The 20,029-nt window shown below is 50.4% G+C and carries 22 protein-coding genes; 6 read left to right on the top strand and 16 right to left on the bottom strand.

Features of this window, described 5'->3' with window-relative positions; translation table 11 throughout:
• Window positions 1-8: 8 nt before the first annotated feature.
• The 9 genes from Q0499_RS11450 to hppD form a co-directional block, all read right to left on the bottom strand.
• Window positions 9-587 (bottom strand): gluconate 2-dehydrogenase subunit 3 family protein, encoded by a 579-nt coding sequence (locus Q0499_RS11450; RefSeq protein WP_299199430.1) that lies wholly within the window; start codon window positions 585-587, stop codon window positions 9-11.
• An 80-nt stretch (window positions 588-667) separates the two neighbouring features.
• Window positions 668-1,429: a lipoate--protein ligase family protein gene (locus Q0499_RS11445; RefSeq protein ID WP_299199428.1), complete on the bottom strand. Its 762-nt coding sequence runs from the start codon at window positions 1,427-1,429 to the stop codon at window positions 668-670.
• Window positions 1,422-2,099 carry a 2-oxo acid dehydrogenase subunit E2 gene (locus Q0499_RS11440; protein ID WP_299199427.1) on the bottom strand — a complete coding sequence of 226 codons (678 nt, stop codon included), beginning with the start codon at window positions 2,097-2,099 and terminating at the stop codon, window positions 1,422-1,424. Before Q0499_RS11440 ends, Q0499_RS11445 begins: the two co-directional genes overlap by 8 nt.
• A gap of 17 nt (window positions 2,100-2,116) precedes the next feature.
• Window positions 2,117-2,350 carry a lipoyl domain-containing protein gene (locus Q0499_RS11435; RefSeq protein WP_299199425.1) on the bottom strand — a complete coding sequence of 78 codons (234 nt, stop codon included), beginning with the start codon at window positions 2,348-2,350 and terminating at the stop codon, window positions 2,117-2,119.
• 3 nt (window positions 2,351-2,353) lie between these two features.
• Complete coding sequence (locus Q0499_RS11430; RefSeq protein WP_299199422.1) at window positions 2,354-3,376, bottom strand: alpha-ketoacid dehydrogenase subunit beta; 1,023 nt, start codon at window positions 3,374-3,376, stop codon at window positions 2,354-2,356.
• Window positions 3,377-3,417: 41 nt separating this feature from the next.
• Complete coding sequence (locus tag Q0499_RS11425) at window positions 3,418-4,404, bottom strand: thiamine pyrophosphate-dependent dehydrogenase E1 component subunit alpha (protein WP_299199421.1); 987 nt, start codon at window positions 4,402-4,404, stop codon at window positions 3,418-3,420.
• Between the two features lie 402 nt (window positions 4,405-4,806).
• Window positions 4,807-6,153, bottom strand: a complete 1,347-nt coding sequence (locus tag Q0499_RS11420) for a peptidoglycan DD-metalloendopeptidase family protein (protein WP_299199419.1) — start codon at window positions 6,151-6,153, stop codon at window positions 4,807-4,809.
• Between the two features lie 247 nt (window positions 6,154-6,400).
• Window positions 6,401-6,925 (bottom strand): gamma carbonic anhydrase family protein, encoded by a 525-nt coding sequence (locus Q0499_RS11415; RefSeq protein ID WP_299199417.1) that lies wholly within the window; start codon window positions 6,923-6,925, stop codon window positions 6,401-6,403.
• A gap of 84 nt (window positions 6,926-7,009) precedes the next feature.
• The gene (hppD, locus tag Q0499_RS11410; protein ID WP_299199415.1) at window positions 7,010-8,086 is read right to left on the bottom strand and encodes a 4-hydroxyphenylpyruvate dioxygenase; all 1,077 of its coding nucleotides are present in this window, start codon (window positions 8,084-8,086) and stop codon (window positions 7,010-7,012) included.
• A 548-nt stretch (window positions 8,087-8,634) separates the two neighbouring features.
• Here hppD and hisA point away from each other — a divergent pair.
• From hisA to Q0499_RS11395, 3 genes are all read left to right on the top strand, one after another.
• Window positions 8,635-9,390 (top strand): phosphoribosylformimino-5-aminoimidazole carboxamide ribotide isomerase, encoded by a 756-nt coding sequence (gene hisA / locus Q0499_RS11405; RefSeq protein WP_299199412.1) that lies wholly within the window; start codon window positions 8,635-8,637, stop codon window positions 9,388-9,390.
• Window positions 9,371-9,982, top strand: a complete 612-nt coding sequence (locus Q0499_RS11400; protein WP_299199410.1) for a GDSL-type esterase/lipase family protein — start codon at window positions 9,371-9,373, stop codon at window positions 9,980-9,982. The genes hisA and Q0499_RS11400 overlap by 20 nt, the downstream gene beginning before the upstream one ends.
• A gap of 79 nt (window positions 9,983-10,061) precedes the next feature.
• Window positions 10,062-10,487 (top strand): hypothetical protein, encoded by a 426-nt coding sequence (locus tag Q0499_RS11395; protein WP_299199408.1) that lies wholly within the window; start codon window positions 10,062-10,064, stop codon window positions 10,485-10,487.
• A 157-nt stretch (window positions 10,488-10,644) separates the two neighbouring features.
• On the opposite strand, the gene Q0499_RS11390 is transcribed toward Q0499_RS11395, so the two are convergent.
• Window positions 10,645-11,184 (bottom strand): cytochrome b, encoded by a 540-nt coding sequence (locus tag Q0499_RS11390; protein ID WP_299199406.1) that lies wholly within the window; start codon window positions 11,182-11,184, stop codon window positions 10,645-10,647.
• 211 nt (window positions 11,185-11,395) lie between these two features.
• Between Q0499_RS11390 and Q0499_RS11385 the strand changes: the two genes are divergently transcribed.
• Window positions 11,396-12,178 (top strand): DUF4197 domain-containing protein, encoded by a 783-nt coding sequence (locus tag Q0499_RS11385; protein ID WP_299199404.1) that lies wholly within the window; start codon window positions 11,396-11,398, stop codon window positions 12,176-12,178.
• Between the two features lie 9 nt (window positions 12,179-12,187).
• The gene (locus tag Q0499_RS11380; protein ID WP_299199402.1) at window positions 12,188-12,748 is read left to right on the top strand and encodes a peptidylprolyl isomerase; all 561 of its coding nucleotides are present in this window, start codon (window positions 12,188-12,190) and stop codon (window positions 12,746-12,748) included.
• Between the two features lie 154 nt (window positions 12,749-12,902).
• On the opposite strand, the gene Q0499_RS11375 is transcribed toward Q0499_RS11380, so the two are convergent.
• Genes Q0499_RS11375 through Q0499_RS11355 form a run of 5 tightly spaced genes read right to left on the bottom strand, consistent with a single transcriptional unit; the run spans window position 12,903 to window position 16,528 of the window.
• Complete coding sequence (locus tag Q0499_RS11375; protein ID WP_299199399.1) at window positions 12,903-13,361, bottom strand: YiiD C-terminal domain-containing protein; 459 nt, start codon at window positions 13,359-13,361, stop codon at window positions 12,903-12,905.
• Window positions 13,362-13,394: 33 nt separating this feature from the next.
• The gene (locus Q0499_RS11370; RefSeq protein WP_299199397.1) at window positions 13,395-13,946 is read right to left on the bottom strand and encodes a nitroreductase family protein; all 552 of its coding nucleotides are present in this window, start codon (window positions 13,944-13,946) and stop codon (window positions 13,395-13,397) included.
• A gap of 24 nt (window positions 13,947-13,970) precedes the next feature.
• Complete coding sequence (queF, locus tag Q0499_RS11365) at window positions 13,971-14,798, bottom strand: NADPH-dependent 7-cyano-7-deazaguanine reductase QueF (RefSeq protein ID WP_299199395.1); 828 nt, start codon at window positions 14,796-14,798, stop codon at window positions 13,971-13,973.
• Between the two features lie 13 nt (window positions 14,799-14,811).
• Entirely contained in the window at window positions 14,812-15,585 is a 774-nt protein-coding gene (locus Q0499_RS11360; protein WP_299199392.1) for an ABC transporter permease, read from the bottom strand.
• Window positions 15,578-16,528, bottom strand: a complete 951-nt coding sequence (locus Q0499_RS11355; RefSeq protein ID WP_299199389.1) for an ABC transporter ATP-binding protein — start codon at window positions 16,526-16,528, stop codon at window positions 15,578-15,580. Before Q0499_RS11355 ends, Q0499_RS11360 begins: the two co-directional genes overlap by 8 nt.
• A 162-nt stretch (window positions 16,529-16,690) precedes the next feature.
• Between Q0499_RS11355 and Q0499_RS11350 the strand changes: the two genes are divergently transcribed.
• Window positions 16,691-17,086, top strand: a complete 396-nt coding sequence (locus tag Q0499_RS11350) for a PA2817 family protein (RefSeq protein ID WP_299199387.1) — start codon at window positions 16,691-16,693, stop codon at window positions 17,084-17,086.
• Window positions 17,087-17,158: 72 nt separating this feature from the next.
• Here Q0499_RS11350 and Q0499_RS11345 read toward each other — a convergent pair whose 3' ends face one another.
• A complete protein-coding gene (locus Q0499_RS11345; protein WP_299199384.1) occupies window positions 17,159-20,023 on the bottom strand; it encodes an EAL domain-containing protein in 2,865 nt (954 codons plus the stop codon).
• Window positions 20,024-20,029: the final 6 nt, after the last annotated feature.

Here is a 20,029-nt window from a genome sequence, read left to right as displayed (position 1 = left end):
TCCCCTCTTCAGATCCAGTCAATATCGTTGTAACCACGGTTGATGTAGCCGCCTTTTTCCCAGGCAGATCCACCAAATCCAAAGCGAGGCCATAGATCCGGGTTGTTGTAGATGCCCATCATCAGAGCACCCTTAATGTTCTGAAAGAAAGGAGACGACTCGATCTGTTTCAGTACAACAACACGCTCTTGTTCAGATTTGATATCGATATAACTGACACCAAACTGCTGCGAAGCGATCTGATCCAGAGATTTAGCACCGCCAGACAATTCCGACAACTTTGTATCATCGGTGGCCGCAGCGGTAATCATTGGCGTTAACACCTGGGTATAATATTTATCTTCCAATGTGTCGTGAGGATAAATATCCCGCGCCATTTTCAACAGTGTGATATTCGCTTTATCGCCAATTTTCTTAGCGGCATACGAGTCAGGCGCGAACAAGCCTCCACTAATAACGACAGCCGATGCGGCTACTGCGTATGTACCGGTTTTAGACAGGAAGCGTCTTCGATTCATACAGACCTCATCTGCTTTGCCTTTAGCGGCACCCACAGATGGTGATAAATCCTTCTTATTTTTATTCATAATGATCTCCAGGGTTTACATTATTTTTCAAACTGAATAGCGACCAGACTAAACAGTTAAAAACGCAACGATCTTTCTATCTAAATATATTTCTCAATATAGTTATTCAGATATGCATCCAGTCCATCAAGCGACTTTAAAACAAAGCTCTCACCTGATTTATTCATTAGCTGAGCAAGCGATATATGCTTACCTTCAACAATAAAGGGGGTCAGCTGACACTTTTCATAAAACTGATTTGAAATATTCCACATCGCTGCCAGATCGCCATCACACAAAATAACTGCATGCATCAATAGCGCCGTATCACTACCATCCGTACTGGCTAAAGGGTTGGTAATTTTCTTCCAGCGCTGTGCGGTACCGGCTATTTTCTGCTCCCCAACGACCACATTAAAATCACCATCACAGAACGCTCCCTCTATAGAGGAACACCTCCCCTGAATGCCGTTGTCAGATAGCCACCCCAGAATCGCATTGCAGATCACCAGATAACTGTCGCGGATGCTCATCTGACCTTTTTTGCATTTGATTGCCATCGTCAGATTGATGAAGCCTTCACTCTGCGGCGTCAGCTCTCCTCCGGTACTGCGAATCACCACCGGCCAGCCCTGTGCGGCACAATAGTCACTGGCGGCCTGAAAATTACTGCGGTTGGTTGCGCTTTTAGGCACAACCAGCGCCTGTTGACTGCGCCACAAGGCATAACCACATTGCACCTGACCTGACAGCACCCGGTCTAACAGCTGCTGCTCAAGCTCAAGGCCGTGAGTAATATCAACCGGCGTCCTCATCCTTATCTTCGCGATTTGGCTACGCCCGCTGATCGTCAGACTATTCACTTTCAATCTCCCGACAGAGGTCAGTGAGAAAATCAGCCGCCGGACCACCATCGACACCGCGATGATCAAATGTCAGGGACAAGCCCATCATCCGCTTAGTCACGAACTGACCATCCTCGACAGCCACCTCAGTGTAGGTTTCACCGATACCTAAAATAGCCAGTTGTGGGAGGTTGATAATGGGCGTAAAAAACCGCACCCGGCTGCGACCGATATTGGTCAGCGTAAAGGTACCGCCCTTCATCTCCGGGATGGTTAACTGCCCATCTTTAGCCCGATTAAGCAGCTCACGACGGGCGGCAGCGCGTTCCTGAATATCTTTCTGGTCAGCTGCAAACAGTGCTGGCGCCATCAACTTGCCACCGGGTAACCCGATGGCATAGCACAGATCAATAGTGCGGTAGATAGAGATCTCGTTGTTCTCAATACGTCCATTCAGCACCGGATGTTTACCCAGGACGTTAACAACGTAATCAGCCAACAGATCTTCAACCGAGATGTTGATACCCTGTTCGGCCATTTTCTCTTTGCGGCGCCACATGTTATCGACGCAACAGACCGCGTGGTGTGTCAGTTGAGCAGCCTCATCAAGGCTGCGTTTCATATTGTTGGCAATCATGCCTCTCAAGCCTTTGAGAGGCGTTACCCTGATTATGTCTGAGGCTGTCATCTGTATCTCCCGATCAACTAGCCAATGGTGGCGACTTTCTGGCCTTTTTCGACGATCTCATCCACATCATTGATGATTTTTAAGACCCCGGAAGCGGTTGCTTCAAGTTCATACTGAATTTTTTCGACCATTAGTTCTGCGATCACATCGCCCTCGGCAACCTCACCACCATCACTGGCCAGCCAGGATGTGATAACGCCCTCAGAATCTTCTTCCCACATATCGACGGGTACAATTACATCTGTTGTCATCTCTTAGTCTTCCTTCATTTTGTTAAAAGCTGCGATAATTTTTTCCGGGCTTGGCAGGGCCCACTGTTCCATAGGACGGGCGAACGGAATGGGAATATCCGGATACGCCACTCGCTGAGGCGCCGCTTTCAAAGGAACGCCTGCTTCGACCACACTGGCGATAATCTCTGCGGTCATGCCGTAGCTGTGATAATCCTCATCCACAACGATCAGACGGCCGGTCTTCTTAACGGACTCGATCACGGTGTCACGGTCCAGCGGCGCCAGTGATCGCAGATCAACTACCTCTGCACTGACGCCCTGCTCTCCTAAAATCCGCGCGGCTTTCAGCCCGAAGTGCACTCCGGAGGTGATACCCACAATCGTTACATCGGTACCCGGACGAGTCACAATTGCTTTACCCAGCTCAACCTCATAGGCGGCTTCAGGCACATGCACAATCGCCTCTTTCTCAGTACCCAGCCAGCCCATACCCTGAAGGGCTTTATGGAACATAAACACCACCGGGTTAGGATCACGAATCGCCGCAATCATCATCCCTTTGGCATCGTAGGCATTGGATGGCGCAACCACTTTCATACCGGGCAGATGGGCAAAGGTGGCATGCACACACTGAGAGTGCTGACCACCATCGGAATAACCACCACCGGTTGAGGTCATCAACACCATTGGCACGGTGACATTACCACCCGAAAAATAGGTATTCTTCGCCATCATGTTGTAGATCGCATCGAAACAAACACCGAAAAAGTCGACAAACATTAACTCGACAACCGGCTTCATCCCATCGGACGCTGCACCAACCGCGGCACCGATAAAGGCGGTTTCAGAGATCGGCGTATCGCGAACACGCTCACCACCAAACTCTTCATGCAAACCCCGGGTATTGCCGAATACACCACCTAATTCACCGATGTCTTCACCCATAACAAACACTTTGTCATCGGTGCGCATCTCCTGAGCAATCGCTTCAGCCATCGCCCGTGCGATCGTCAACTTGCGTTCTTTTTCTTTTACTTGAGTCATTTTTATATCTCCTGGATCCTGACCTGATTTCGCATTACCGATTAAACAAATACTTTTTCCATCGCCTCTTCAGGCGCGGCGTATTCACTGTCCCGGGCGAACTGAATCGCTTCATCAACCAGCGCATGCGCCTCTTCGACAAACGCAGCATCTGCGGCATCAGTCAGAATTCCCTCGGCCATCAAGCGTTGCTTCATAACAGGAATAGGATCGATCTTCTGTAGTGCCTCTTTTTCACCTGCGGGACGATAAGCTTCACCATCGCCCATAAAGTGACCCGCCAGGCGTGAGGTTTCAATTTCAATCAGCGTAGGGCCACCGCCATTGCGGGCACGGGCAATCGCTTCACCTACCACATCAAAGATAGCGACCGGGTCATTACCTTCGATAAACTCACCCGGCATACCATAAGAAACCGCCCGATCAGAATTTCGCTCGATCGCAGTACTGGCACGCTTGGAAACGGAGATACCCCAGGAGTTATCCTCAATCACGAAGATGACCGGCAGCTGCCAGACACCCGCCATGTTCAGCGCTTCATGGAACGCGCCCTGATTCGCCGCCCCCTCACCCAGATAGGCGACAGCAACCCCGCTTTTCTTCTGCATCACCCGAGATAACGCGGCACCCACCGCTGGGCCAACACTCTGCCCAATAATCCCTGAACAGGAGAAATTCACCTTAGGATCAAAAATATGCATATGCCCGCCACGGCCACCGCTGAGGCCGGTTTTCTTACCGAAAATTTCAGCGGCCATCGCTTTGAGATCAACGCCTTTAGCGATAGCGACGTGATGGGGGCGGTGAGTAGAGGTGACTACATCTTCCGCAGTCAGATGGGCACAAACGCCAACAGCGCAAGGTTCCTGGCCATTCGAAAGATGCATCTCTCCAGGGATAGGGCCATTGGCCATATTGAAAGCGGGGGTTTTACCTTCCATATAGATCTTTTCAATCGCCTCTTCAAAGAAACGACTCACAAGCATGTGCCTATACATCCATACCTGTTGTTCCTGGCTCGGTTTCATATCATGCTCCAAAATATCAGTTGTTATATTTTTCTATATCACTGAAAGAGCAAGGCCTGTGCCATAAACATAAACAATTGATTTATATGAAATTTTTAGTTTTATTTAATATTATGATTCACCTTTGCACGGTTATTTAAACCAGGGTGACGCACTCAGTGCGACACTCTGTTCCACCCTTAAAACAATGCAACATGCAACACAACAAGCCGCTGAATATTCAGAAAACTAGCAGAACGTATCGCGATAAATGAGGGCAAACCGGGGGAGAGTGATCAATACGGCGTAACGATGAGCGCTATCAAGCCGCTACACCGCGGGCAACAAAAAGCCCGATGCGTCTGCGCCGGGCTTTTTAATCGAGCTTTACACTAGAAACGGTTCTATATAAACAGGGGGATACTACTGTTTTTTGGCCAGCGCCAGTTGTTCAGCCATCTGGGATTTCAGTTCAGCAACCTGCTGCTTAAATAGGTTACGTTTTTTACTGGCGATGGTCTGGACCACCGGAATCGGCGCCGTCATAGCATTCACCGGACGGTCATGCACGCGCAGTTCGTAGTGGAGGTGAGCACCGGTGGACCGACCGGAGTTACCGGAAGCAGCGATCTTCTGACCACGGGAGACTTTCTGCCCTTTGCGAACATAGGCTTTGCTCAGATGTAGATAGCGGGTTTTATATTTCTGGTTATGCTGAATCTCAATATACAGACCGGCATAACGATGTTTAATAACACGGGAAACCACACCGTCACCGGCAGCCAGTACCGGCGTGCCAATAGGCACAGAAAAGTCAGTACCGTTATGGGGGCGAATCAATCCGGTAACCGGGTGCTTCCGCTTAGGGTTAAAGCTGGAAGATATGCGATATTTTCGTTGCAGAGGAATCCGCTGAAACGCTTTTTCCAGGCTCTCGCCGTCGGCATCAAAATAGCTGCCATCAAACAGAAAAGCCGACTGCTTGCGAATAACCCCGTCATAGACAAAGCCCTCGATAATGCTGTTGCCGGTATACTCATCATTGACATACTGGCGGGACACCGCCAGCTCAAACCGGTCGCCCGCGCGCAGATGACTCCTGAAATTCATTCGCTCTTTCAGCAGACTGGTAACCTGGTAGGCTTCAGCGATGCGCGCCCCCGCCCTTTTCATCGACCGTGGCAGATCACCCTCAACAGTGCCGCTGATGATCTCCCGCCGATAACCGCCTTTCTCGATGAACTCTTCATATTCAAAATCGCCCTTCTCGCCGCGATCAAACACCACTTTGTAGGTCAGCCCGGAACGAAAGATAAACTGCGCGAGTGCACCCTCGCTATCAAAATTGAACCCTAACTGATGGCCCGGCTGAATAGTGTCCAGCGCCAGGACGTTAAGGTCGGCTTCCATCAGTTTATACAGAGTTGGCTGTGAGATATGCAAAAAATCAAAAATAGTGCTCAGGGTATCCCCTTTTTGCACCACATAACTGATCTCAGGGTCCGGGTCTTTCAGCGGTGCAGAACTATTGGCTATCCCCTCAGCGGCATCGGGGGCATCACTCTCCTGCAGATCGATAGCAAGATTACTTCTGAACTGTCCTGGTGCGACCGCCACAGCAGAACTATTATCCGAGACGGTAAGCGAAACAAGCAAAATAAGTGACGCGCAACCCAGCACAACACGGTGCGGAGTTGGCAGATGGCTCAGCAAGGTGATGGCTGTGCTAAAAAACGACTTCAGTCGTAAAGTGATATTACCGGTTTTCAAACGCTGCCACTCTGCCTAAATAAGTACTACTAATAAGTACTACTAAATTTGATCCATTACCCCCATGGCTGATGCTGTGACCACCACCGCAGTGAGTTGTTCAGTCCGATTATGCCTGAAGTGGCACAGAAATTCCTCTCAAAGCAGATCAGTCCACGCCAGGATTCAACAAAATGCGCACTTCAACGGCAACAAAGTGGTAAGTAAAGCGGCACTCCTGAAACTAAAAATCCGGCTATAGCAACGATTAGCCGATCTTTTTCAGTGCTGTTTTATACAGCGCCGCTTTGTCGATATAGGTTTGTGTATTGGCACGAATACCAGCGCACGCTTCATCGGACAGTGTTTTGACCACCTTAGCCGGCACCCCGAGAATCAGCGAGTTATCCGGAAATATAGCCCCCTCAGTGACCAGCGCACCCGCCCCCACCAGGCAGTTTTTACCGATCACTGCGCCATTAAGCACAACCGCCTGAATACCGATAAGAGATCCCTCCCCGACCGTACAACCATGCAGCATCGCCTGATGGCCGATAGTGACATGTTCAGCCACATTCAGAGGAAAGCCCGGGTCGGTATGCAAGACAGCGCCATCCTGAACATTACTGCCAGCACCAATCGTGATCGGTTCGCTGTCACCCCGCAAAACCGCTTGTGGCCATACAGAAGCGTTCGCCTTCAAAATCACGTCACCGATCAGTGTCGCTTGGTCTGCAACGAAACAACTGTCATCGATCAGCGGGGCTTTACTTCCCAGCGCATAGAGTGCCATATAGAGATCCTTTGTTATGATTGAGCCTGATTAAATAATAACAGAGCCTGCACCGGGGCAGACTCTGTTATTCACAGCAGAAAATTATTCTGGCTTTGCGATAACGCCCCGATTCAACTGATCACGCTCGATCGATTCGAACAGGGCTTTAAAGTTACCTTCACCAAAACCATCGTCCTCTTTGCGTTGAATAAACTCAAAAAATACCGGCCCCAGCAGATTGGTGGAGAATATCTGCAGCAGTAAACGGGGCCCATCATCGGTATTACCATCCAGCAGAATACCCCGCGCTTTGAGCTCATCCACCGGTTCACCATGTCCCGGAAGGCGCTCTTCCAGCATCTGGTAGTAAGTTTCAGGCGGGGCTGTCATCAGCTCAAGACCACCGGCACGTAACTTATCAACGCTATCAAGCAGGTTCTCAGTACGTAACGCTATATGCTGAATGCCTTCGCCGTTAAACGCCATCAGAAACTCTTCAATCTGCCCGCCGCCTTTAGATGACTCTTCATTCAGCGGGATGCGAATCTTACCATCCGGCGCGGTCATCGCTTTCGAGGTCAGTCCGGTATATTCGCCTTTAATATCGAAGTAGCGAATCTCCCGAAAATTGAACAGGGTCTCATAAAAATTGGCCCAGTGATTCATCCGGCCTTTATAAACATTGTGAGTCAGATGGTCGATCTCATAAAAACCGTATCCCCGAGGATAACGATCCACACCGTCGATAAAGTTAAAATCGATATCATAGATTGAGCTGCCATCCTCATAGCGGTCGATCAGATAGATCGGCGCACCACCGATCCCCTTAATCGCAGGCAAGCGCAGTTCCATCGGCCCGGTGGGGATCTCAATCGGTTGCGCACCTTTGTCCAGCACATACTGGTAGGCATGATGTGCATTTTCCACCCGAAACCCCATACCTGCCGCCGAGTTGCCATGTTCCTGGCCAAAATAGAACGCTTCACTGTTGGGTTCGCGGTTAAGGATAAAATTGATCCCTCCCTGACGATACAGCTCTACATCTTTTGACCGGTGCCGGGCCACCAGGGTAAACCCAAGCAACTCAAACACCCGGGCGATGGCATCGGGCTGGGGCCCGGAAAACTCACAAAATTCAAAGCCTTTCAGGCCAACAGGATTTTCAAAAAGATCAGTCATTATTATTCTCCTGACAGAGCAGTGCATACAACAGGGCATACCGCAGCGCTCTGAAATCAGTATTCAGTTGTTACAAACGGACCAGACGGCCCCTTAAGCTGATTTAATTTTGAGAAAAAGCAGGAGGAGGTATAGCGATACCACGGGTCGACCGGGACCAGTGCTGACCAATAGACAGTTGCCAGATCAGTGCAGGTACAAAGGATTTACTGTCCATCAGTAATGGCCTTACAACAGAGCAATAGCGGAGCGGACTTTATGACAGTGACGGATGAATCGTTGTTAATAACCAGCGGACTTATCCTCAGGGGCAATGCAATCATGCGCAACAGCGAACTCACCATCATTATCCTCCCCATGCCAGCCAGTTGAAATCCATCGACACCCTTGCCGACAGCATAATTGATATAGTTATAGCGTATATGGAGGGCCACTGTCGACCCGTAACAGCTACAAGCCCAACCTCGGTTATACCGTAAAAACAGATATCTGCTACAATGCGCCGCTCGTCCCTAATGTTTTTGTCACAGTGTTTCGGAGAATGCCCTTTGACCCAGTTTCGCCCCTGTATTGACCTGCACCAGGGTCAGGTAAAACAGATTGTGGGTGGCAGCCTGAATGATCAGGGCGCCACAACCAACTTTGTCAGTCAGTATGATGCGGAGTATTACGCCAGCCTCTACCGCAAGCACAATCTGACCGGTGGTCATGTGATCGCGCTGGGGCCTGGAAATAAAGAACAGGCGCTGAAAGCACTGGCCGCCTGGCCCGACGGCCTGCAGTTTGGTGGCGGGGTGAATAACAGCAATGCGGCGGAGTTTATTGCGGCGGGTGCTTCCCATGTGATTGTGACCTCCTGGCTGTTTGAGAAGGGTCAGTTCAGTTGGCAACGGCTGGAGCAGATCAAAGCGATTACCGGCAAAGAGCGGCTGATTCTTGATCTGAGTTGCCGCCGCACAGACACTGGCTGGAATATCGCCACTGACCGCTGGCAGACGGTGACTGAAACTCAGGTGAATGCTGAGACGCTGGCAGAACTCAGCCAGCACTGTGCCGAGTTTCTGATCCATGCGGCGGATGTTGAAGGGCTGCAATCGGGGATTGATGAAGAGTTAGTTAAACTGTTGGGTGAGGCCTGCCCGATTCCGGTGACCTATGCCGGCGGCGCTCGCTCACTCGACGATCTGAAACTGGTCGACCAGCTATCCAATGGCAAGGTCGATCTCACCATCGGCAGCGCGCTGGATATTTTCGGCGGCAACGGTGTCACTCTGGAGCAATGCATTGAATGGAATCAGCGTTAAAACCGTTTTACTGGCGCTGCTGCTGACACTGGTCGGCTGCAGCGATCAGAAAGAGCTAACCTATATCCCGCCGGAAGGTGTGATTCTGGCGTTTGGCGACAGTCTTACTCAGGGGGTCGGCAGTCGGGATAATGGCGATTACCCTGCACAGTTACAGCAACTAACCGGGCGTAAGGTAATCAATGCCGGTGTCTCAGGAGAGCTATCTGCTGAGGGGCTACAGCGTCTGCCTGCACTGCTCGATCAGCACCAGCCCGCTCTGCTGATTCTGCTGGAGGGTGGTAATGATATTCTGCAAAACCGGAATAAAGCTCAGCTAAAACAGAATCTGGCCCGAATGATTGAAGCGGCGCAACAACGCCAGATCGATATTGTTTTCATCGGCGTTCCGGAAAAAGCACTGTTCTCGAATAGTGCCCCACTGTATCAGGAGCTCGCAGAACAGTATCAGCTAGTATTTGAACCCGCGGTTATTGCCGAACTTCTGCGTGACGCGCAATACAAGTCTGACCCGGTGCACTTCAATAACAGGGGCTATACCGCGCTGGCAGTGCGTATTGAATCGCTGCTAAAAGAGCATAACGCTTTATAACGAATGGAATTTTTACGGGCTGGCAGAGTCATAACATCAGGCCCGTCCATCTATACGTTTCAGATTGCTGTATTAATCTATGCTATTAAAAATATCATCTATTATTCTCGCTACCGTTCTGATCGGTCAGTGCAACTTAGTGCAAGCAGAAAGCAGTCAGGAGAGTCTGTCCATTACCCGGCAGGCAATAAACGACTTTCGTCAGATCTCTGTTCGCATTCTGTCTGCTTATAAAACACCACCCCGCTATATTGGCTCGACAACCAAATGGCACCTGTTCCTGAAAAAAGAAACCCGGGAAGCCGTTGATAAACAGTTCAGCACGATCTTTGGCTATAAGATCCCCCGCAAGGACACTCCCATAGAAAATGGCTGGGAACTCAGCCTGCCGATTATTGAGATCGCCCCTGATAACTGCCCTGAAGTGGCCAGCTACAGAGATGACAAAAGCGGCTTTAGCCTGCCTGCCGGAACAGATGTAGCCTTCCGCTGTATCAGCCAGTAAACATCCACATAAGGGATAGGCAAAGAGCTGTATTACCACAGAGGGCACCGAGTTCACCGAGACAAGCGTAAAGACTAAAGGGGGCTTTTTCTTATCAACAAGCAATAAAAAAGCCGCATTACGCGGCTTTTGATCCCCTTCAAACTCGGTTGAGATATCAGGCCACTCTACGGCCCAGCATCCGCTGCAAAGTGCCATCTTTAGTCAGCAGATGGTGTTTTACAGAAGCCGCGACATGCAACGCAATCGCCGCAATCATGACGTTGCCCCCCAGACCATGCATAATTTTTCCCGTTTCCCCCAGCAACTCATTCTTGTCACCACCGGCAATCAGCTCTAAACCGAAAACAGAGATTGAATGACCACCACCGATCGACATCAGCATGCCAGAGGTCGGCATCAGCAAGGTGCCAGCCAGCAGGATAAAATGCACAAGCGTGGTTACTTTTTCCTGCCATTTAGCCACGGGCGATAAATGCTCGGGCATACGATTACGGATGCGCCAGATAAGACGATAAAGCGCCACCACTAACACCAGTACACCAATCGACTTGTGCAGAGCGATCAGCTCAATTTTTTCCGGGCCGCGCGGCAGTTCTTCGATATATATACCGAATGCCAGGCTGCCAATCATGGCAATAGCAATTATCCAGTGCAAAGCAACCGTTGTTTTAGTGAATTGAGTACGGCTATCCATGATCTACTCCGTTAATATATTGATCTGCTTACTTTAAATCCTATCGATGGAAAAAATAACCAACCGAAAGGTAAAGAAAGGTAAAGTTTTGATTTGTAGACATATAAACGATAAGTTTTTTATACAACCAACACCGATTATTAAGGTTATTTTAAGCATTAGTGCTTAGACTGAATCAAATCTATCCGCAAGTCGGCAGGGAGAATACACTATGCGCAAGGCGACCATCGGTAAAGTAGGGATCACCCTGCTTTCCTGCACCATCACAGCAACCGCTTTTGGCGGATTCGGAGACCTGCTGAAGAAGGTTGAAGAGAGCGGCAAACAGCTGATTGAACAGAAAACCACTACGCCATCCTCAGCAGGCAGTACGGCAAACAGTAGCCTCGACTACAACACGGTGATCGCCGGACTTAAAGAAGCACTGGAGGTGGGCAGTCGACAGGCGATTGAAAGCGTCAGTCAGGAAAACGGTTACTTTAATAACGCCCAGATCAAAATCCCTCTGCCAGATCAGTTGCAGCAGATCAGCGGTCTATTGAAACAATACGGTCTGGGGTCGCAGGTAGAACAGTTTGAGCTGAGTATGAACCGGGCAGCAGAACAGGCGGCACCGGAAGCCACCGAGATTCTGGTGACAGCGATCAAGGATATGAGCATAGAAGATGCCCGCAATATCCTTAACGGCCCGGATAATGCCGCAACAGAGTATTTCAGAGAAAAAACCTCAACCCGACTGGGTGAGCTGTTCCGTCCTTCGGTTGAAACCTCGATGAACCAGGTGGGCGTTACTAAGTATTATGGTGACCTGACGAAACAAGCCACCAAAGTGCCTATGGTCGGCAATCTGGCGCAGAACTATAATCTCGAAGACTACGTGACCGAAGGTGCATTAAACGGCCTGTTCACGATGATCGCAGAGGAAGAGAAGAAGATTCGTGAAAACCCTGCAGCACGCACCACCGATCTGCTGAAACAAGTATTCAACTTTTAAGGAATAACCATGCTTAAAAAATATCTGCTATCGCTTTTGCTAAGTGTCACGTTTTTCAGCACGGCATTCGCTGAAGAGGTTAAACCGGTTGTTGTTATGACCACCAGCGCCGGTGTGATCGAACTGGAACTGAATCCCGAACAGGCGCCGCTGACCGTGGCCAATTTTCTGCGTTATGTTGAAAACGGTTTTTTCACCGATACGATTTTCCACCGGGTGATCGATAACTTTATGATTCAGGGTGGTGGTTTCAGCGTCGATATGGAACGCAAAGATACGTTGCCCCCGGTAGCGAATGAATCGGTTAACGGCCTGTCCAATATGCGCGGCACCATCGCTATGGCCCGCACCAATGACCCACACAGCGCCACTTCACAGTTTTTCATCAACCTGAAAAACAACGATTTCCTCAATGCCAACGGCCCACGCCCCGGCTATGCGGTGTTTGGTAAAGTCATCAGCGGGATGGATGTGATCACCCAGATAGGCCATGTACAGACCGGCAGACAGGGGCCTTACAGTGATGTACCGGTAGAACCGATTGTGATTCAGAGTGTTGTTTTGAAATAAGGCAGTAGTCCGGGGTCCGAACGCTTTGCTTGTCCGACGTCCGAAAAAACGGGCAAGCAAAGCTAATAACTCCTAAGACATATCACCCATAAGATAATCTGGCTTTTCGGACTTCGGACAAGTCACGCTTTTTGTGACGTTCGGACTACGATTTTTATCTTTCCACCGCCACATAGGCACCGCTTAATGTCATCGCCACCTTATCCCCCTGACGGATCTCAACATCGAGATTGAGGCGGCCACGGCCTTTACTGTCCATAAAGCTCATAAAGCCATCCAGCTCTGATTGCTCAGGTAAGCGGGTTATTGCGCTAAAGTCTCCGGTTACCGGCAACAGATACTTAAGCTGACTGTCGCGGATCATCACATCACAGTCACGCCCCTGCTGTCGCAGGTAGAGGGTCACCAGCGCCCAGCCACAAAGAGTCGCAAGCGTCGCCAGTGAGCCGCCAAAACCGGTGCCTTTATCATTGACGTTGGGCGCCAGCGCTGCAGACAGCGTCAGTGAGTCACCATCGTAAGCGGGTTCAGCCAGGCCCATATGATTAATCAGCGGTATCTGACCTTTCAGCCAGTCAATAAACTGTTCTGCCGTTTGCTGATGCTCAGTCATACCCTCTCCTCTTTGACGTTTGCAGACGATAAATCAGCCCCAATCGCTGACAAATGCGCTGATATCGACTTCAGGCGGAGTGCGTTCACGCATCGGCGTACCCACATAGAGGAAGCCGACGATCTCTTCACCCTGCTGTAAACCTAAACCCGCCATCACCGTTGTATTGTAGGCAAATTCACCGGTACGCCAGATCGCGCCTAACCCCTGAGCATGAGCTGCCAGCAGCATATTCTGGACTGCACAGCCAGCCGCGATCACCTGTTCTGAACGGGGCACCTTGGGGTGTTCTTTGGTCGCGGCAATCGCCACAATAATCAGCGGTGCCCTTAACGGCATATTGAGATATTTAGCCTGCTGCTCTGCAGACAGTGACTGCCCTTCGGCTGCCGCCTGCAGGAAGAGTTCACCTAAACGGTTACGTCCGTCGTCCTGAACATTGAGAAACCTCCAGGGCTGAATCGCACCATGGTCAGGCGCGCGCAACGCGGCACGGTACATATTTTCCAGCTGTTCCGGCGTGGGGCCCGGGCCTTCCAGTGCCGGGATTGATACCCGCTGATGCAGGTTGTCCAGTGCGTTCATGTTCGCTCCTATTAATAACGGCTGTTACTGTCGGCTTAAGCGCAGGTTGTCAGGCTTACCCGCTTCACTGCTGCGCCATGGGTTAATATCCAGTCCACCCCGTCGCAGATAACGAGCATAGACGGTCAGTGCCTCCGGTTGACAGTGGTTCCAGATATCCATAAAGATCGACTCCACACACTGTTCATGAAAGTCACCATGTTCACGGTAAGAGATCAGGTATTGCAACAGCCCCTCGCGGTCAATCGCCGGGCCACGATACTCAATCGCGATACTGGCCCAGTCCGGCTGACCGGTGACCGGGCAGTTGGACTTCAGCAGATGGCTGTAAAGCGACTCGTCGACCACCTCGCCGGTCGCTTTCAAGCGCTCCGGCGCGGGGCTATAATCGGTGATTTCAACATCCAGCTCATCCAGACACTCACCCTTAAAGCCGCTGATCGGCTCATTGTTATCCAGAGGCTTTAGTAATACTTCAACCTGCCCTCCGGCAGCGGCTGACAGATCTTCTGCCATCCGTTTTTGCACCTCGGCCACAGAAGCAAACCGGGTCAGGTTGAAGGTGTTGAGATAGAGTTTAAAGGACTTTGATTCAATGATATTGGCACTATCGGCCGGAATACGAAATTCAGCCAGTCGCACCACCGGCTTACCCCGGCTGTTAAGCCAGGAAATTTCATAAGCGTTCCAGATATCGCAGCCCTGAAACGGCAGTTCACTGCGCTCAACACCCTGAGATTTCCAGTTAAGGTGTCGGGCAATCGGGAACAGCAGTGATGCATCGTACTGATTGATATACTGCGTATCGGCACCCAGCGGTGCATACTCTAAACCTGTCTGATGACCTTTCATATAACCGCCTCGCTTACTGCCTGATCCCTTTTCCTGTATTCAGGAGGTACATTGAATAACTGAACAGTATCACAATCACACCGATGATCATGGCATAAGCAACACCGATATTAATATCACTGACGCCGAGAATACCGTAACGGAAGGTGTTGACCATATAGAGTATCGGGTTGATCTGCGACACATGCTGCCAGAACTCCGGCAACAGGCTGATCGAGTAGAACACGCCCCCCAGATAGGTCAGCGGCGTCAGCACGAAGGTCGGAATAATCGATATGTGGTCAAAGCTGTTCGCAAACACCGCATTGATAAAGCCTCCCAGCGAAAACAGAATGGCGGTAAGAAACACCACCGATACGATCACCCAGAAGTTATGGATATACAGATCGGTAAAAAACAGCGATAGCAGGGTGACAATCAAGCCCACCAGCAGGCCACGCACTGAGCCGCCGATCACATAGCCGCTGAGAATAATCCAGTTAGGGGTGGGTGACACCAGCAGCTCTTCGATATGGCGCTGAAACTTGGTGCTATAGAAAGAGGACACCACATTGCCATAGGAGTTGGTGATCACCGACATCATGATCAGACCGGGGACGATAAACTCCATATAGTTGAAGCCACCCATCTGCCCGATTCGGGAGCCGATCAGATTACCGAAAATGATAAAATAGAGTGTCATAGTGATCGCAGGCGGCAACAGAGTCTGCGCCCAGATACGGGTAAAACGACGAACCTCTTTTACCAGAATGGTCCAGAAGGCGATAAACAGTTGCCGGTTATTCATCTGCAGCACCTCCTTTTGCATTATCTCCAAGGGTTTTATCCACCAGCGAGACAAACAACTCTTCCAGACGGTTACTCTTATTGCGCATACTGGTTACCTCAATCCCCTGCCCTGACAACTGGGCAAATACCTGATTCAGCCCCTGAGATTTTTCCACATCCACCAGCAGGGTATGATCGCCCTGTAGCGTTACCTGATAGCCATCCAGCTGCGGACACTCAGTTTGCGCCGGGCTGATATCCAGAATGAAGGTTTCGGTATTCAGCTGTTGCAGCAGTTCACGCATACTGGTGTTGGTGATGATTTTACCGCGATCAATAATACCGATATTGCGGCACAGGCTTTCTGCTTCCTCCAGATAGTGAGTGGTGAGGATAATGGTGGTGCCTTTGGCATTAATTTCCCGCAGAAACTCCCACATAGAGCGGCGCAATTCGATATCTACACCCGCGGTCGGCTCGTCCAGAATCAGTAAGCGTGGTTCATGCATCAGTGCCCGGGCGATCATCAGGCGGCGCTTCATCCCTCCGGACAGACTTCTCGACGGTTCGTTGCGCTTATCCCATAAACCCAGTTTACGCAGATAAAACTCACTGCGTTTTTTTGCCTCTGCCGCCGGAATGCCGTAATACCCCGCCTGAGTAATGACGATGTCCTCGACCTTCTCAAACATATTGAAGTTGAATTCCTGTGGCACTACGCCCAGTTCGCACTTCGCTTTACTGGCATCGGTATCGAGGTTATAGCCAAACACTTCGACCTGGCCGGAGCTTTTATTCACCAGCGATGAGACGATACCCAGGGTGGTTGATTTACCCGCACCATTAGGGCCTAGCAGTGCGAAGAAATCCCCTTCCTGGACGTCAAAGGAGATGCCTTTCAGGGCTTCAAAGCCGTTATTGTAGACCTTACGCAGGTCTTTTATGGAGAGCGCAGTTGTCATGCAGTTTCCTGTTGGATCCTGTGGGAAGTACTAAAAAATAGGATGAAATGGTGATTAGAGAACATAGATTGGGGCAAATAACCCATTTTTCAACGGTTACCGCCTGTTAAATTCTGGGTTAAAATAGCGCTTTCCTGAATACCACAACCGCTTCGGAACGCTATGACACCTTATCAGTTTCATCACCTCAACTTCCTCAAAATCGCCTATAACAACTTTATCCGCCAGGAACCCTTCACCCTCGAGGATATCACCGCAGAAGAGGAGCAGTTCATTCTCGATTTTCAGCAACTGATCCATGATTTTGAAAAGGGAGAGGAGCAAGCATACGCAGATGGCGAGCTGTTTATGGAGCGGGCGTTCCGTATGTATCCGCAACTGGCCCACCTGATCGCCCGTGACCTGCTGTGGTTTTTTGGCGGCAGCGGGCTGCACAACATGCCTGATGATGAGATCGAAAAATTCCAGCGACTCGATGAACTGCGGTTTGCAGCCGAAGAACGGGGTGAGGAGTTTGACTATATCAATAGCCGCGCCAGTGTTTTTGGACAAAACTAACCGGCGACCTGCCTTTGGCTTTTCAGGGCTTTAGTTTTAAAGCCCTGAAAATATGCACAACGCCAGAGTCCATCAGGACATTTGTTTTGTCCCATCCATCTGTTGCCGGCTGCACATAAAAGCCATGAAAGCTTCCGGCGGCAGGGGTTTACTGTAGTAATAACCCTGAATGATATGGCAGCCATTATCCAACAGAAAATTCAGCTGCTCGGTGGTTTCAACACCTTCAGCCACCACTTCCAGCCCGAGAGAATGACACATCGCCAGGGTCGCTTTAATAATGGACTCATCACCACGATCCACACCGATATCTTTGACAAAACTACGGTCAATTTTTAATCGGTCAATGGGTAATTTTTTCAGATAACTCAGCGATGAGTAACCGGTACCAAAATCATCCATCGCCAGGGTAATACCCTGATCACGCAGATAGGTGAGCTTACCCACGGTGACTTCCGGTTGCTGGATAACAAAGTTTTCGGTGACTTCAAGCTCAAGACAGTCCGCGCTAAGCCCGGAACTGGCCAGGGCTTCCTCGACACTTTTGATCAGCCGCTCATGGGCGATCTGCTGACCCGCCAGATTAACCGCCATGGTCATCTTCGGCAAGCCAATCTGTATCCATGCCTGCATCTGCTGACACGCCTCACGCAACACCCATTCACCCAGCGGAATAATCAGATCCAGCTCTTCGGCCAGCGGAATAAAGCGATCCGGAGGCAGCAAGCCCGCCGTCGGATGCTGCCAGCGAACCAGTGCCTCAACACCGATCACCCGGTCTGAAATGGCATCAACCTGGGGCTGATAATAGAGCACCAGTTCATCATTATGTATCGCTTTACGCAGATCAGCACCCAGTGAGAAGCGTTCAAAGCGCTGGTGATCTTTTTCCACATCATAGATGAAATAGCAGTTTTTACCGGCATCTTTAGCCTGAAACATCGCTACATCGGCATGTTTGATCAGAGTGGCGCCATCGACTCCATGATCCGGAAACAGGCTGATCCCGATACTCACGGTAACCACAATCTCATATTCACCAATCCAGAACGGTTGCTGAAATGTTTGCAGTATTTTACTGGCAACCACTTCAGCCCCTTCCAGATCCCTGACACTGGTTAGCAGGACACTAAACTCATCGCCGCCCTGCCGGGCCAATAGATCACTGTCGCGGATACAGTCGCTGATCCGCCCGGTTGCAACTTTTAGAAGTTTGTCACCCACACTATGTCCCAGCGAGTCATTCACCTCTTTAAAACGATCCAGATCGATAAACAAAACGGCCACATTACTCTGCTGGCCCCGACTTTTCTCAATCGCATCATTCAGGCAGCTCATAAAGAATAACCGGTTGGGTCGCTCAGTGAGCGGGTCATGGTTCGCCAGCCATTGAAGGCGACGCTCGGCGCGCTTACGGTCACTGATATCCATGCCAATACTCAGCATCAGCGGCTCATCACCCTGAGAATTTCGCAGTCGCACATGTAACCATGAAAGGTCATGACGGTTACCCACGGCATCCAGAAGGACGCTGTCGGTACGCACCTCAGTTTCCAGTCCATCCATCAATCTGCGGGTATTACTAAGAAACTCCAGCCGCTCCTCTTCCCGCTGCAGCGTGTCGATAAAACTGGCTTTACGCAGAGACTTTCCTTCCAGATCCATCAACTGCAAACCGAAATGGTTAACACTACGCAGCTGACCTTTAATGTTCTGGGTAATAATCACCAGCGGTGCTGTCTCCAGCAGGCCAAAGAGAAAATCTCGCTCTTTGGTTAACGCCTGACGACTTTTTTCCAGGCTATCGGTGCGTTCATCAACTTCATCTTCCAGCCTTTCCAGCTGTTCACTCAACAGTATGGCGCTGCTGACCAACAGATCCCGCTCATCCTCGCCAAAGGTTTTGTCCCGGTTACGAAACTGCTCCAGTGATTCACGAAACGAACCAAACTCACTCTGGCTAAGCTGGGAAAGCTCTTGCGCCAGCAAGGTAAAAAAATGGATCGGTTTTTGTAACAGCAAAGACAGCAGCACCAGGGCTGTCAGAATGCCGCCGACACCCAGCAACAGATAGTTCATCAGGCTCTGGCGGATACTCAACAGATGGCCGGAGATATCATCAAGCACCACCCAGTAGGCACTGCCTTCACTGACACCTTTCAGAGGGGAAAACAGCAGTTCAAAATAACGATCGTTATGATTGAGAACATAGCTACCACCTTCCGGTTTAAAAACCTGCTGCAGGCTAACCTGTTCAAGAAGCTCCTGATTTTGTGAACGATTCGTCAGCGAGTTGATCAACAACCCCCAGTTGCCGAGCTCTCCAGCACCTTCCGGCGCTTGCAGCACCAGGCCGATATCAAGCGCAGTCTGCTGTTTAATGTCGTAGATCACATCGTAGAGGAAGCGCCCGACCATCAACACCCCCTGCTTTTTACCTTCAAGCTGAATCGGTATTGCCACATAACGCAGACACACCGATGTGCAGGTCAGCTTTCGCAGCGGTCGTTCAGTATCGTAAACCTGTTGAATATCGGCTTCGCTGATATGCACCTTCTCACCCCAGAAACCAACCATACGGGCCTGGCTATCATAGAGGTAAGCGGCATTGACCGAGCCGGTTAACTGGAATGCATCGAACTTAAGATTGATTGTCTGGCTCAGCCGGGCCAGCGGAGTCAAGTCATTATCCTGACGGGTATCGATCAGCGGCAACAATTCCGCGGCTTCAAGCAGGCGCTGATAAGAGGCTTCCACCGAGCCATCAAGGCGGGCAATCTCAGAGGCATTAATCTGCTCACGCTGCTGTCTGAACTGTTCATTCAGTTGAGAGAGGGAAAAAAAGGCATACATCCCCTGCACCCCGACCAGCACCACCACCAGCAGGATAAAGATCTTCCACCTGAGACTTACAAACTTTCTGTGAGTGCCATCCATAATGCG

Source organism: uncultured Amphritea sp., from assembly GCF_937127095.1.
GTDB lineage: Bacteria > Pseudomonadota > Gammaproteobacteria > Pseudomonadales > Balneatricaceae > Amphritea.
This window is presented reverse-complemented; position numbering and strand designations above follow the sequence as displayed.

Coding starts and splice junctions, on each gene's coding strand:
- Q0499_RS11430 (WP_299199422.1), bottom strand. CDS start 3,376: ATGACTCAAGTAAAAGAAAAAGAACGCAAGTTGACGATCGCACGGGCG.
- Q0499_RS11360 (WP_299199392.1), bottom strand. CDS start 15,585: ATGAATAACCGGCAACTGTTTATCGCCTTCTGGACCATTCTGGTAAAA.
- Q0499_RS11395 (WP_299199408.1), top strand. CDS start 10,062: ATGCTATTAAAAATATCATCTATTATTCTCGCTACCGTTCTGATCGGT.
- Q0499_RS11355 (WP_299199389.1), bottom strand. CDS start 16,528: ATGACAACTGCGCTCTCCATAAAAGACCTGCGTAAGGTCTACAATAAC.
- Q0499_RS11415 (WP_299199417.1), bottom strand. CDS start 6,925: ATGGCACTCTATGCGCTGGGAAGTAAAGCCCCGCTGATCGATGACAGT.
- Q0499_RS11390 (WP_299199406.1), bottom strand. CDS start 11,184: ATGGATAGCCGTACTCAATTCACTAAAACAACGGTTGCTTTGCACTGG.
- Q0499_RS11345 (WP_299199384.1), bottom strand. CDS start 20,023: ATGGATGGCACTCACAGAAAGTTTGTAAGTCTCAGGTGGAAGATCTTT.
- Q0499_RS11380 (WP_299199402.1), top strand. CDS start 12,188: ATGCTTAAAAAATATCTGCTATCGCTTTTGCTAAGTGTCACGTTTTTC.
- Q0499_RS11450 (WP_299199430.1), bottom strand. CDS start 587: ATGAATAAAAATAAGAAGGATTTATCACCATCTGTGGGTGCCGCTAAA.
- Q0499_RS11435 (WP_299199425.1), bottom strand. CDS start 2,350: ATGACAACAGATGTAATTGTACCCGTCGATATGTGGGAAGAAGATTCT.
- Q0499_RS11385 (WP_299199404.1), top strand. CDS start 11,396: ATGCGCAAGGCGACCATCGGTAAAGTAGGGATCACCCTGCTTTCCTGC.
- Q0499_RS11375 (WP_299199399.1), bottom strand. CDS start 13,361: ATGACTGAGCATCAGCAAACGGCAGAACAGTTTATTGACTGGCTGAAA.
- Q0499_RS11440 (WP_299199427.1), bottom strand. CDS start 2,099: ATGACAGCCTCAGACATAATCAGGGTAACGCCTCTCAAAGGCTTGAGA.
- Q0499_RS11370 (WP_299199397.1), bottom strand. CDS start 13,946: ATGAACGCACTGGACAACCTGCATCAGCGGGTATCAATCCCGGCACTG.
- hppD (WP_299199415.1), bottom strand. CDS start 8,086: ATGACTGATCTTTTTGAAAATCCTGTTGGCCTGAAAGGCTTTGAATTT.
- queF (WP_299199395.1), bottom strand. CDS start 14,798: ATGAAAGGTCATCAGACAGGTTTAGAGTATGCACCGCTGGGTGCCGAT.
- Q0499_RS11425 (WP_299199421.1), bottom strand. CDS start 4,404: ATGAAACCGAGCCAGGAACAACAGGTATGGATGTATAGGCACATGCTT.
- Q0499_RS11350 (WP_299199387.1), top strand. CDS start 16,691: ATGACACCTTATCAGTTTCATCACCTCAACTTCCTCAAAATCGCCTAT.